Genomic DNA, 13,027 nt, shown 5'->3' with positions numbered 1-13,027 from the left:
GACTACACTGATTCGAAGGTCCACCGCTGGTTGTCCCCCTCGGTCCAGGGCCACTGGATGATGTTGGCCCCGTCGCTCGTCGAGGCGCCGTCCACGTCGGCTACGGAACCGCTGTTGGCGTTCTCCAGCCGATAGGACCCGTCGCCGTTGTCGACGATGCTCCAGTCCTGGCAGGCGTGGCCGGTGTCGGCGTACTGGCGGACGTTCGCCCCGTCGCTCGTGTCGGCGTTGGCCACCTCCAGCAGCTTCCCGCTGTTGACGTTCGTGAGGTGGTAGGTGCCGTCGCCGTTGTCCGTCACGTCCCAGTGCTGGTGGGACCCGCCGTTGTCGGCCCACTGCTGGACGTTGTCGCCGTCGGCCGTCCCCGCGCTGGCGACTTCCATCACCTTGCCACTGTTGACGTTCACCAGCTTGTACGTGCCCTCGCTGATGGCGCCGCCGCCACCGCCGCCGTCGCCGCAGTAGCTGTTCCCGCTGACGGTGGTGTTGGAGGCGTAGGTCTCGACCGCGCCGGAGTCGTTCCCGCAGATGTAGTTGTCCAGGATCGCGTTGCTCTCCGTGTCCGGGCCCGTCTCGTAGACCCCCCACCCTGCGTTGTTCTCGATGGTGAGGTTCTGGACGGTGACGTCGCGCGTGTACGGATGGGTGTCGCTGCTCCGGGAGTCTATCCTGATGCCGGCGCTCCCGGTGTTCGTGATCGTCCCGCCGTCGATGGTCGTGTTCCGAGTGTCCTGGATGAGGTTGCCTCCGTTGCCGTCGAGGTACACGTCGTATATCTCGATGCCGCTGGACCCGGAGACGGTGAAGATGCCCCGGCCGCAGTCGACCGCGTCGACCCGGTTGACCGTGATGTTCGGCCCCCCGTCGTTGGCGACGCGGAACCCGGCGTAGCCGCCGCCCTGGTCGCACCGGGTCGCGTCGACGAAGTCGACCGTCGCGTTCTCGGTGTCGTTGAGCAGCAGACCGCAGCCGCCGCTGTCCGTGGCGGTGACCGTCCCCACGTCGAGGCCGTCGACGCCGTAGGTCTCGACGGCGTGGGTACCCGACCCGCTGACGTTCGCGTTGTTGAGCGTGACGTTCGTCGTGTCGGGCCCGTCCCGACCGTCGATGCGGATACCCAACCCGTTCGAAAGGTCCATGTTGACGTCGTCGATGATGACGTTGTCGCAGTGGGAGACCCGGATGCCGTACCGGGGATTGCCCGAGACGTTGAACCGCTGGATTTCGACGTCGTTGACGCTGTTCGCGCGCGCCGGGATGACCCACGGCTCGCCGCTGTCGTTGACGTTGATGTTGCCCGGGACGTCCAGGATCGTGTAGCTGGGAAGATCCACGGCGTGGCGGCTAGAGTGGCTGCCGGTGTCGCCGGTCGCGTCGACCCTGACTTTCTCCTTGTACGTTCGGCCCGAGGTGAGGCTGTCGACCGCCGCCTGGATGGCCGCGATGAAGTCGCCGCCGTCGTAGACGACGCTCCCGCTGTCGACGTTCTCCGCCACGAACCCGCTGCCGCCGTTGTACACGACCGCGTTGTGCGAACTCGCCGACGCCGTGCCGACGAAACTCCCCAGCGCGCCCGCGACCAGCGACGACCCCGCGACGCTCAGCGCGCGCCGCCGTGTGAGGCCCCGATCGCCCCCCTCGGCTGTCTCCGCCGGGGTGTCGCCCGCGGTTCCCGACCCCTTCTGGTCGGGTGATTTCGACCGATCGCCGTCGATACCACTGTCGTTGCCACTGTGGGGCGAGCCATCGTGTGTCATGGCTGCGAGTAGTTACCACACACTCCTTGATTGATAAATATTTATGATCTATTTAGAAACGATATTGGAACAACATGTTGGCAGCGGCCACCGCAAGTCGTCACCCCTCGCGGACGATCGGGCCGAGGTCGGGCAATCTTGAAAGGGCGGGGCCGAGAACCCGGAGTCGATGCCAGCCGACCAGCCGAACGTCCTCGTCGTGATGACGGACCAGCAGCGTTTCGACACGATCTCCGCGCTGGGTCACGACCACGTCGACACGCCCAACCTCGACCGACTGGCCGACCGCGGCGTCGCCTGCACGAACGCCTACAGCGGCGCGCCGATATGCGTCCCCGCCCGACACAACGTCCGGACCGGCAAGGACCCGGTCGCGACGGGCTATCTGGGGAACGACAAGCGACACGCCGAACACCTCGAAGCCGACCACGGCCCGTTCATCGCGCGAGCGATGCGGAACAGGGGCTATCGAACGTTCGGCATCGGGAAGTTCCACGCCCACCCCGGCGACATCGACCTCGGTTACGACCGCCGGCTGACCGGCGACGACTACGCAACCGAACCTGGCGCCGACTCGGCCGCGGATACCGGTCGCCTGTCCGCGATGAACTTCCTCCCCCAGTCCTGTTCGCTCCCGCCCGACGACCGCAAGATGTCGTGGATCGCCGACGAGGCCGTGACGGAGATCGAGCGCGACACCGACGACCCGTTCTTCGGGTTCGTCTCCTTCTCGAAGCCCCACCCGGCCTGGAACCCCTCGCCGCCGTTCGACGACTACTACGACCCCGACGACATGCCCGACCCGATACGCGAGGACCGCGAACACGACCACGTCGACGAGAAGATCCCCGCCCAGAACTACCACTTCTGGAAGGCTCGCGCGGACGACACCGGGGAGTCGACCATCGGGATCGCCCGCGCTCACTACTACGGCCTCGTGACGCAACTCGACCGGGAGATCGGCCGCGTGCTCGACGCCGTCGAGGCGCGTGAGGACGCCGAGAACACCCTCATCTGCTTCGTCTCGGACCACGGCGAACTCCTCGGCGACCACCACGGCTGGGGCAAGAGTTCCTTCTTCGAGGAATCGACCCGCGTCCCGTTCCTCGTCAGCTGGCCCGAGCGCCTGTCCTCCGGCGAGACGTACGACGGCCTCGTCTCGCTGACCGACGTGTTCGGTATCGCGACGACCGCCGCGGGCGATCCCGACCTCCGCGACGGATCCGACGTCCTCGGCGCGCTGACGGGCGAGGCAGAACCGCGCGAGCGACTGTTCGGCGCCCACGAGACGCCCCGGGAGACGAGCCTGTTCTCCCTCCCGCACAACTTCACGTGCATGGTCCGCGAGGGCGACTGGAAGTACGTCTACGCGGTAAACGGCGGGCGCGAGCAACTCTTCGACCTCGACGCCGACCCCCGGGAGACGGTCGACCGCTCGGGCGAAGAACCGGAGGTAGTCGAGCGCTGTCGCCGCGCCGCCGTCGAGTGGCTCCGCGAGCACGGGGCGACCGAGTACCTCGACGGCGACTCGCTGCTATCGATCCCTTACGAGCGGCTGGAGATGGGCCGGTACCATCCGGGGACGTACGGGCCGCCGGAAGAGACCGCCGACGGCGAAAACTGAGTCTCGGTCGAGTTCGCTACTGCGCGGCCGTTGACGGTACCGTTCGACGTTATTCTCGTCGCTCGAAACTGTACGATCCCGCACCGACCTCGACCGCGACGCCGTCCTTTCTGCGTTCGACCGACTCGACGCCCTCGGGGAGGTCCGCGACCGGCTCGTCGACGCCGAGCAGCGGCGTCCCGTCCTCGGTCACCGACTCGGGCTCACCGTCGCCCGGCAGGACGACGGTCGCGGTGGCGTTCCAGGGCACGGTTACGTCGAGCGCGAACGCGTCGCCGTCGCGCTCCCAGTCGACTGAGACCGGGCCGCGCTCTGTCGGGACGCGGCCGCTCGCCTCGCTCAGTCCCTCGGCGGGCGGCGCGACTTCGAGGGTCGCGGCCCCGGGCGAGGTGACGTGAACCCCCAGGAGCGTTCGCTGGATAGAGGTCAGCACGGTCGCGCCCATCGCGTGGGACTCGCTGCGGTTGTGGCGTTCGTCGGCCGGTTCGAGCGTGCGGCAGTGCCACGTCTCCCAGGTGAACGTGCCGCCGACGTCGAGAATGTTCGCCCACCCGTCCGCGTCGGCGTCCGTCAGCAGGTCGACCATCGCCGCCGGACGGTCGGTCCGGTCGAGCGCGTCGAGCAACCACCGGACCATCATCGGCCCCATTCGCATGCCGCCCGCCGCGACGCGGTCGGCCACGTTTTCGACCTGATCGTCGGGTACCAGTCCGGTCGCGAGCGGCAACGCGCTGGCGTGCTGGGAACTGTGGTCGCTGGCCGGGAGAGCGTCGCTGATCCCGTCTTCGTCGATCGGATCCGCACCGTCGACGTAGCGGTCACCCTCGCGGAGGTGTTCGTCGATACCCGCCTCGATGGCGTCGCGGTTCTCGTCGTAGTAGGCGCGCTCGGCGTCGGGGCGGTCGAGTTCGGCCGCGACGTCGGCCGCCCGGTCGAGGGCGTTCGCGCAGAGGACGTTCACCGTCGTCCGTGCCGGCCAGTCGCGGTCGTACCCGTAGCGCATCTCCGGCGGCCAGTCGACGATGCCCTCGTGATAGGGGCCGCCCTCGCCGCCCGAGAGGCGCGTCACGAGCCCGGTCTCCTCGTCGACGTGCTCGACGACGTAGTCGGCGACGGCGCGGACGACGGGGTAGGCGCGTTCGAGCGTCGCGCGGTCGTCGCTCTCGCGGTAGTACTCGTGGAGCCACTGGGGGAAGGTGACGGTGAAATCGGGGATGTCGCGCTTGCCGTCGCCGTTCGGGTAGACGGCGTTGAACCGTCCCTCGGGCGCCCAGTAGCGGTAGTGCGAGCGCAGGAACTCCCGGATGGCCTGGCGGCTCAGTCGCCGCTCGCGGAAGGCCCGGGTGGTCACCGCCGAGACGTTGAACGCGTCGGCGAGGAACTGTCCCTTCTCCCGCGTCGGCGTATCGACGAACTGCTCCTGGCTCCCGTACAGCGCGGAGTGGCGGGCCAACCCGAACACGTCTTCGACTGTCTCGTCGTCGCACTCGAACGTCGCCGCGCGGGCGTCCGGCACCTCGTTGTGCGAGGCGACGAGCGAGATCTGGTCGGAGTCGAGGTCCTCCCCCGGGTCCTCGATCTGCAGGTAGCGGACGCCGAGGTAGTTGAACGGCCGGAACGCCTGCTCGCCGTCGCGCTGGACGTACTCGTAGCGCATGTCCGTCCACTGGGTCCCCTCGGTGTCGTCGACGTACCCCTCCGCGGTCAGGCGGTAGCCGGCGAGCAGTTTCACACGGCGGCCGTCGCTCCCGTCGGCGAACGCGACGCGCGGGACGCCCGTGTAGACCTTCCCGAAGTCGACGACGTAGGTGTCCTCGTCGACGCGTTCGACCGACTCGGGGTCGACGCGGTGGTGGACGCGCTCGCGGTCCTGGGCGATCAGTCGCTCCCAGGGGTCGGTGGGGTGGGCCCCGACGACTTCGACGGGGTCCCACGCGGCGTCGTCGAATCCGGCTTCGGCCCAGCCGTGCGGGACGACGCGACCGTCGATCGTCTCGACCGGTTCGGCGATCTCCTCGTTGCGCAGCGGCGCGCTCACCCACTCGGCCGGGCGGGTCTGCCACTCACCGTCGGTCGTGATCACCCGTTCCCGGCCGTCGGCGAATTCGATCTCCAGCTGCGCGACGAACCCCGGTTCCGCCTCGGGACGGCCTTGCCCCTCGCCGTTCCAGTTGTAGAGCGCGCCGACGGCGTTGTCTCCCTCCGAGAGCGCGTCGTCCAGCGCGACGGTCTTGTAGTACTGGAAGTCCGGGTAGGAAAAGGACTGGCCGCGGTCGACCGTCTCGCCGTTGACCGAGAGGGCGTACTGGTGGCTCGCGGAGACGTACGCCCGCGCCCGCTCGACCTCGCCGTCGAGTGCGAACTCGCGGCGGACGTAGGAGAACTCCCCGCGCTCGAACCCATCGGTGGGCCGACGGATCCACGAGGCCGACCAGTCGTCGGCGTCGAACAGCGCCGTCTCCCAGGAAGCGGGCTCGCTCCACGCGCTGGCCTCGCCGTGGTCCTCCCAGACGCGGACCGTCCAGTAGTAGGCCTCGCCGGCCTCGAGTTCCGGCCCGTCGTACCTGACCGCGGGTCGCTCGCTGCGCCGTTTTCCGGTGTCCCAGACGTCCGCTCGCTCGGGAGAGAGTCGGTCCGGACTCGTCGCGACGAGCACGCGGAAGGCGGTCTGGCTCGCGCCGCGGCGGTCGGTCGGCGCTCGCCAGCGGAGCGTCGGTTCGCGTTCGCCGATCCCGATCGGATCGACGGCGTAAGCTGTACGCAGACCTATCGGTGGGCTCGCGTCGGCCATCTCGCTCTCCCGTTTCCCGCACCGAATAATAAAGCCGGCGGGTGCGGTGTGAGAGCGCTCGGCAATGACTCGAAGACGGGGAGTCCAGCGGTTACCGATCGCATCGAAGAGAACGGAGCTGTCGTGCACCGTGGAGGGTCGGTGCCCGCGATTCCGGAGGTTAGTTGAACTCGGGGATGACTTCCTCGCCGAACAGACGGATCTGGTCTTCGACGAGGTCTTTGGGCATGCCGGAGTGGTGGAATCGCAGGGCGAGCTGGTTGAGTTCGAAGCGGTCCTGCATGGCTTCGATCTGCTCGACGATCTGGTCGGGGGTACCGTAGATGAAGCGGTCGTCGGCCAGTTCCTCGAAGTCCTCGACGGAATCGGCGTTCATCAGCGGGTGGGAGAACTCCCCACCGTATTCGTCGACGTAGGTGGTGTGGAGATACTCTTTGCGCTCCATGACTTCTTCTTCGGTCTCGGCGATGACCGCCTCGCGCATGAGCGGGTGGTCCATGGACTCCCAGTCCTGGTCGGTCTCCTCGACGTGCTCGCGCTGCTGGTTCTTGCGGTCCTCGACGATACCGAGGTCCGCGACCACACCGGGGACCCACGCGTCGGAGAACTGCACCGAGCGGCGGATCTGCTTGGGGCCCCACCCGCCGATCCAGAGGCTCGGTCGGGGCTCCTGGATGGTCTTGGGCAGCGGCTGCCAGTCTTCGACCTCGAAGAACGGACACTCGTAGGAGATGGGTTCCTCGCTGGAGAGGAACTCGTCGATGAACTGGATGCCCTCGATCATCCGGCCCGCGCGCTCGTCCATCGGCACGCCGAAGGCCTCGAACTCTTCCTCCACGTAGCCCAGGCCGACCCCCAGGGTGAGGCGGCCGTCGGAGATGTTGTCGAGCATCGCCGCGCGCTGGGCGACGTGCAGCGGGTGGTACAGCGGCAGGATCAGCACGGAGGTGACGAGTTCGAGTTCTTCCGTGCCCTGTGCGATGCTGGTGAGACGCGTCAGCGGCGACGGCCAGTAGTTGTCGCCCTCGGTGGCCTGGTGGTCGTTGACCCAGCAGGTTTCGAAGCCGACGTCCTCGGCGACCTGACACTGCTCGACGACACCCTCCCAGGTGTCACCGCCCTCTATCGGGAAAATACCGAATTTCATCGTGGTTCGTCACTCACTGTGTGCGGTACTCACTTACCAATTTCGAGAGCGGTCGGCACCGGAAGTCGAGACCGGGACGCGAAGATTCTTGCCGCGTCACGGTGACCGATGGATAGCGTGGACCGCACACTCTCGGCCGCGCGCCGGTCGCAAGTCGCCCTGGCGCTCGTCGCGATAAGTCGCGTGACCGCTGGCGCCCTGTTCGGTACGGCGATCACCGTCTACCTCGGCCGCAACGCCTCCCCGTTCGTCGTCACGCTCTCGTTCGCGATCTACTCGCTGGGGCTGTTGCTGTTCGCGCCGGTCTGGGGCGCCGTCGCGGACGTCACCGGGCGACGCAAGGCCGTCCTCGTCGCGACCGGTCTGGGCGCGGCGCTGGCGGTCGCTCCGCTGGCCGTCACGCGGTCCGTGCCGCTGGAGATCGCCAGCCGCGGGCTGTACGCAGTCTTCGTCACCGGGTTCGGGTCTGTCGTGCTGACGATCGTCAGCGAGATGGGCGGCGACGCCGACCGCGGCCGGTCGATCGGCTTCTACACGAGTTTCCAGTCCGGCGGCGACATCGTCGGGCGACTCCTGGGCGGGTACCTGCTCGGCCTCCTCCTCCCGACGCAACTGTACGGGGTCGTCGTCGCCGTCGGACTCGTGACGACCGTCTGCGCGGCACTCGTGACGGACCCGACGACCGCCCGCGACGGCGACCTCACGGCCCAACGCCTCTGGCGCGACGTGCGCCGCCGTCTCTACCCGACCGGCGACCGGCGCGACCTCTTCCGCACGAACGGGCTCGGCTGGCTCTACGCCGGGCTGACGCTGCGGAACATGACACAGAAGGGCGTCTCGTCGGTCCTCGCGGTCTACCTCGTGAGCGACGTGGCGCTCTCCGAATTCGTCATGGGCGCGGTGCTCGCAGTGAGTCCGGCGGTTCGCGTCGCCGCGATGTACGGGCTGGGACGGCTCTCCGACGTCGTGGGTCGCAAGCGCCTCATCGTCGCCGGGCTCTGCGGAGCCGGCCTGCAGGCGCTCGTCCTGGTCGCCGCGCTGGTCCCCGCGACAGCTGCGGCCCGGGCGCTCGTCAGCGGCGGGGCGCTTGTCGTCCACGCGCTGACGTTCTCGGCGCTCACCGTCGGTGCCGTCGCCTTCATCGGGGACGTCTCTCCGACCGACCGGGAGTCGGAGCTGATGGGCTATCGATCGACCGCTCGCGGTATCGGCGGCGTGCTCGGCCCGCTGCTCGTCGGCGCCCTGGCGACCGTCGCGGACTACGGGTCGGCGTTCGCCGCGATCAGCGTCCTCTCGTTCGTCGCGGCCGCGCTGGTCGGCCGCACGCTCGTCGAGTCGCACGCCGGCGCGACGGGCGACGCCGACCCGGCGTCGGTCTGAGCCGCCCCGCGGCGGGCACCGGTACACCTACGGTCCCGCCGGCCGCCGTTTCCCTATGCCCGAGACGGGAGCGACAGTGACGCTGACGGACTACCTCGACGACGAAGCGCCGACGGACACGGCGGCCGTGCAGGCAGCGATCGACGCCGCGGGCGACGGGGGCGGCGGACGCGTCGCCGTGCCGCCGGGCGAGTACGAGACCGGGACGATCCGGCTGCGGAGCGACGTGACGCTCCACCTCGAACCGGGAGCGACCGTCTTCGCGAGCCCGGACGAGGCCGACTACGCCGACGAGCGGATCGGCCCCGACGGCGAGCGCCCGTTCCTCGTGGCCGAGGGCTGTCGGAACGTCGCCCTCACCGGCCGCGGCACGTTCCACGGTCGCGGTACCGAGATCATGCGGATGGACGAGCCGATCCAGGGCCACTCCGGTGAGTCCTCGGCCCACCCGCTGATCACCAGCGGCGCTCACGACGCCCGCCAGGGCGAGGACTACCTCGACCGGAGCCGGGACACCGACGACTGGCCGGTCGCCAAGCCCGAGTTCCGTCCCGGCCCGATGTTCCTCTTCGCGGACTGCGAGAACGTCCTCGTCAGCGACCTCACGCTGCGGAACATGCCCTCGTGGACGCTCCACTTCGAGGGGACGACCGGGGTCGACGTGCGCGGCGTCGACGTGCTCGGGAACAAGTACATCCCGAACAACGACGGGATCGCGATCACCGACTCCCGCGACGTGCACGTCTCGGACTGCACGGTCGTCACGTGCGACGACAGTATCGTCCTGAACGGGACCTCCGAGATCGACCAGCCCTGCGGGGACGTCACCGTCACCAACTGCACGCTGGAGTCCAACGCCTGCGCGATCAAGTTCGGGTCGGCGACGGACGGACCGATGCGGAACTTCTGCTTCCAGAACGTCGCGATCCGGGACACCAACCGCGGGCTGGGCATCCAGCACCGAGACAGTGGCACGCTCGAGAACGTGCTGTTCAGCGACGTCGTCGTCCAGACGCGCCTGCTCTCGGGTCCGTGGTGGGGGAAGGCCGAACCCATCTACGTCACGTCGCTCCCGCGGACCGACGACACGGACCTGGGGAGCGTCCGGAACGTCCGCTTCTCGAACGTCGTCGCCCGGAGCGAGAACGGCGCGCTCGTCTACGGGTCCGACGAGGCGTCGATCGAGGGGGTCACCTTCGACGACGTGCGCATCGAGATCGACGGGAGCGAGAACAGCGACCGCACGGGCGGGAACTTCGACCTCCAGCCGACGGCCGCGGAGACGCCGATCGTCGAACGCGACATCTCGGGGCTCCACTGCGAGGGCGTCGCCGACCTCGCCGTGCGAGACGTGCGAGTCGACTGGGCCGACGACGTCCCGGCGTACTACGCCCACGGACTCGCCTGCGAGCGCGCCTCTGATGTCGATGTCCGCGGATTCGACGGCCGGCAGGCCCACCGCGACGACGAAGCCGCCGCGGTCGCACTGGAGCGCGTCGAGACCGTCTCCGTCCGCGACTCCCGCGCGCGACCGGGGACCGGGCAGTTCCTCGCGACCGACGGGGTCCGCGACGCCCGCCTGTTCGCCGGCAACGACCTCGCGGACGCGGCGTCGGCCGGTGACCTCGACGAGACCGGATTCACTACCTCGGGGAACGTTCCCCCGTCGTAGCGCGCCAGCACGTCCCCCTCGCGGGCCGCAGGCGGGGAAATAGCTATCACGGCGCCGGCCGTCGGCGGGCACGTATGGCGCGAATCGCGTTCCACCTCGAGATTCAGGACGGCAAGCGAGACGACTACCGCGAGTGGCACGACCGCGTGCCGGAGGAACTCGAACGGGCGTATCTCGACTCCGACGCGGGGCTGGAGACCTACTCGGTCTTCGAGAAGGACGGCCACGTCTTCGGGTTCATGGAACTGGAGGATCCCGAGGCGATCAAGGAAGTGCAGGCCGAGAGCGAGGCGCAGGCCGACTGGGACGAGATCATGGGCGACATCCTCGAAGAGTCGGACGACAGCTGGATGGACGAAGTGTACCGGATGGTCTGATCCGAACGACTGCGCCAGCTGATTCCGATACGTTCGACGGCGAATTCGAAAAACGAACCCGGTGAGCGGAGGTGCCGCGGACTACGAGTCCTCGGTGATCGGGTCGCTGTCCCAGTAGGGGTGGTCGTCGAGCGCGCGGAAGCAGGCGCTCTGCTGGATCTGCGTCTCGTCGCCGACGTCGACGAACTCGGGTGATTCGGTCGCACAGATCTCCCGCGCTTCGGGACAGCGCGTGTGGTACCGACAGCCCGACGGCGGGTCCTGCGCGTCGGGGATGTCGATCGTCCGGATCGGGGGGTCCTCCCGCGCCTCCTCCCCCAGCTCCGGCGTCGCCCAGCGCAGCGCCTTCGTGTACGGGTGCTGGGGATTCTGGATGATCTGCTCGGCGGACCCGACCTCGACGAGCCTCCCGAGGTACATGACTCCGATCCGGCCGCCCGTCTTCTCGGCGAGGTAGCGCGCGTTCGAGAGGTCGTGGCTGATGAACAGGAACGAGGTGTCGAAGGCGTCCTGCAGCTCGATCATGAGGTCCATCATGCCGACGCGCAGGCTCACGTCCAGCGCGCTCACGGCCTCGTCGGCGAGGATGAGATCGGGGTTGATCAGCATCGTGCGGATGAGCGCGATGCGCTGTTGCTCGCCGCCGGAGAGCTGGTGTGGGTACCGCTCGACGTAGTCCTCGGGAGGAGTGATGCCGACGTACTCTAGCATGCCCAGGATCCGCTCGTGGCGGTCGTTGCCGTCGAGCTCGGGGTGCCAGCGCTTGAGCGGCTGTTCGAGGATCGTCCGGACGCGCTGGTGGGAGTTCAGCGAACTCCCGGGGTCCTGGTGGACGATCTGGAGCGCGCGGCGGATCTCCTCGTCGGCGAGCGAAGTCGTCCCGCCGCTGCCCTCCCAGATGTCCTGCTGCCGGTACTCGATCGAACCCCCAGTGGGGCGCTGTAACCCGACGGCGGTCTTGCCCAGCGTCGTCTTGCCGCACCCGGACTCGCCGACCAGCACGAGGACGTCGTTCTCGTAGATGTCCAGCGAGACGCCGTCGACGGCCGAGACCGTCTCGTCCTCGCCGAAGTCCAGCCACCCGTCGTTCTCGGAGCCGAACGTGACCTCGACGTCGGAGAGCGACACGAGCGGCTCGTCGGCCGCCTTCTCGGCCGCGCTGGTGAACGCCCGCTCCTCCGACTCGGCGAAGGAGACGTCGATGTCCTCGACCGACTGCTCCCAGTGGTGACAGTGGACGTCGTGGTCCGGTCCCGCGTCGTAGGGGCCGGGATCGGACTCGACGCACTGCTCGTCGGCCAGCGGACAGCGGGGGTGGTACGAGCACCCGTCGGGGATGTTCACCGGGTCCGGGCTCTCGCCCTCGATCGGGCGCATCTCCTCCAGCGGCGCCGAGAGGTTCGGCGTCGCGTTCAGTAGCGCCCGCGTGTAGGGGTGGGCGGGGTTCTCCAGGATGTCGTCGGAGGGACCGACCTCCGCGAACTCGAAGGCGTAGAGGACCGCAAGCCTGTCCGCGAGGTCCGCGACCAGCGGCAGGTCGTGGGTGATGAACACGATCGTGAGGTCGTGTTTCTCCTTGATCTCCTCGAGCAGCGAGACGATAGAGCGCTGCATCAACAGATCGAGCGCCGCCGTCGGCTCGTCCATCACGAGCACCTCGGGTTCGAGGACGAGCGAGAGCGCGATGAGGACGCGCTGTTTCATCCCGCCGGAGAGCTCGTGGGGGTACGAATCGAGCATCCGGTCGGGATCGAGGTAGAGGTCGGCCAGCAGCTCTCGGGCGCGGTCGATCCCGCGCTCGACGTCGTAATCGTGGGCGCTGAGCGTCTCGACGAAGTGCGTCCGGATCGTCATGACCGGGTTGAACGAGCTCATCGCGCCCTGGAACACCATCGAGACCTCTTCCCAGCGGAACCGCCGCAGCTCCTCTTTCGAGAGGTCGGTGACGGAGACGGGGTCGCCGTCCTCGGGGCGGTAGATCACCTCGCCGGTCGTGACGCCCGGCTCCGGGACCGCGTCGAGCATCGCCGAGGCGAACATGGACTTCCCCGAGCCCGACTCGCCGATGACGCCGACGATCTCGTCCCGGTGGACCTCGAAGTCCACCTCGTTGAGGACCTTCGACGTCCCCCGGTCCATCCCGTACTCGACGGACGTGTCTCGCAGCTCGATGACGACGTCGTCCGCCGGTCGAGCGGCGCTCGCGTCGGACTGAGAGATCGTCATCGGACCACCCCCGGTGCGGGGGCTCGTCTCTCGGTGCGGTCGTCACGAGTCGT

General features: G+C 68.5%; 8 protein-coding genes. 4 read left to right on the top strand and 4 right to left on the bottom strand.

Annotated elements, in window-relative coordinates; all coding sequences use genetic code 11:
* Positions 1–2: 2 nt before the first annotated feature.
* A complete protein-coding gene (locus ACMGFH_RS12900) occupies positions 3–1,757 on the bottom strand; it encodes an RICIN domain-containing protein (protein WP_415378852.1) in 1,755 nt (584 codons plus the stop codon).
* Positions 1,758–1,926: 169 nt separating this feature from the next.
* Between ACMGFH_RS12900 and ACMGFH_RS12895 the strand changes: the two genes are divergently transcribed.
* Complete coding sequence (locus tag ACMGFH_RS12895; RefSeq protein ID WP_415378851.1) at positions 1,927–3,381, top strand: sulfatase; 1,455 nt, start codon at positions 1,927–1,929, stop codon at positions 3,379–3,381.
* Between the two features lie 49 nt (positions 3,382–3,430).
* On the opposite strand, the gene ACMGFH_RS12890 is transcribed toward ACMGFH_RS12895, so the two are convergent.
* Both ACMGFH_RS12890 and ACMGFH_RS12885 read right to left on the bottom strand, forming a co-directional pair.
* Positions 3,431–6,172, bottom strand: coding sequence for a family 78 glycoside hydrolase catalytic domain (locus ACMGFH_RS12890; RefSeq protein WP_415378850.1), 2,742 nt, complete (start codon positions 6,170–6,172; stop codon positions 3,431–3,433).
* 160 nt (positions 6,173–6,332) lie between these two features.
* Positions 6,333–7,319 carry an LLM class flavin-dependent oxidoreductase gene (locus tag ACMGFH_RS12885; RefSeq protein ID WP_415378849.1) on the bottom strand — a complete coding sequence of 329 codons (987 nt, stop codon included), beginning with the start codon at positions 7,317–7,319 and terminating at the stop codon, positions 6,333–6,335.
* A gap of 117 nt (positions 7,320–7,436) precedes the next feature.
* On the opposite strand from ACMGFH_RS12885, the gene ACMGFH_RS12880 reads away from it, so the two are divergent.
* The 3 genes from ACMGFH_RS12880 to ACMGFH_RS12870 all read left to right on the top strand — a co-directional run bounded on the left by ACMGFH_RS12880 (position 7,437) and on the right by ACMGFH_RS12870 (position 10,748).
* Entirely contained in the window at positions 7,437–8,699 is a 1,263-nt protein-coding gene (locus ACMGFH_RS12880) for an MFS transporter (protein WP_415378848.1), read from the top strand.
* A gap of 55 nt (positions 8,700–8,754) precedes the next feature.
* Entirely contained in the window at positions 8,755–10,371 is a 1,617-nt protein-coding gene (locus ACMGFH_RS12875) for a glycoside hydrolase family 28 protein (RefSeq protein ID WP_415378847.1), read from the top strand.
* Between the two features lie 74 nt (positions 10,372–10,445).
* Positions 10,446–10,748, top strand: a complete 303-nt coding sequence (locus ACMGFH_RS12870; protein ID WP_415378846.1) for an L-rhamnose mutarotase — start codon at positions 10,446–10,448, stop codon at positions 10,746–10,748.
* Between the two features lie 81 nt (positions 10,749–10,829).
* Here ACMGFH_RS12870 and ACMGFH_RS12865 read toward each other — a convergent pair whose 3' ends face one another.
* Positions 10,830–12,974: an ABC transporter ATP-binding protein gene (locus tag ACMGFH_RS12865; RefSeq protein WP_415378845.1), complete on the bottom strand. Its 2,145-nt coding sequence runs from the start codon at positions 12,972–12,974 to the stop codon at positions 10,830–10,832.
* Between the last annotated feature and the right edge of the window lie 53 nt (positions 12,975–13,027).

It is taken from the genome of Halosimplex rarum (genome assembly GCF_047715405.1).
Lineage (GTDB): Archaea > Halobacteriota > Halobacteria > Halobacteriales > Haloarculaceae > Halosimplex > Halosimplex rarum.
This window is presented reverse-complemented; position numbering and strand designations above follow the sequence as displayed.

Coding starts and splice junctions, on each gene's coding strand:
- ACMGFH_RS12895 (WP_415378851.1), top strand. CDS start 1,927: ATGCCAGCCGACCAGCCGAACGTCCTCGTCGTGATGACGGACCAGCAG.
- ACMGFH_RS12875 (WP_415378847.1), top strand. CDS start 8,755: ATGCCCGAGACGGGAGCGACAGTGACGCTGACGGACTACCTCGACGAC.
- ACMGFH_RS12890 (WP_415378850.1), bottom strand. CDS start 6,172: ATGGCCGACGCGAGCCCACCGATAGGTCTGCGTACAGCTTACGCCGTC.
- ACMGFH_RS12870 (WP_415378846.1), top strand. CDS start 10,446: ATGGCGCGAATCGCGTTCCACCTCGAGATTCAGGACGGCAAGCGAGAC.
- ACMGFH_RS12900 (WP_415378852.1), bottom strand. CDS start 1,757: ATGACACACGATGGCTCGCCCCACAGTGGCAACGACAGTGGTATCGAC.
- ACMGFH_RS12865 (WP_415378845.1), bottom strand. CDS start 12,974: ATGACGATCTCTCAGTCCGACGCGAGCGCCGCTCGACCGGCGGACGAC.
- ACMGFH_RS12885 (WP_415378849.1), bottom strand. CDS start 7,319: ATGAAATTCGGTATTTTCCCGATAGAGGGCGGTGACACCTGGGAGGGT.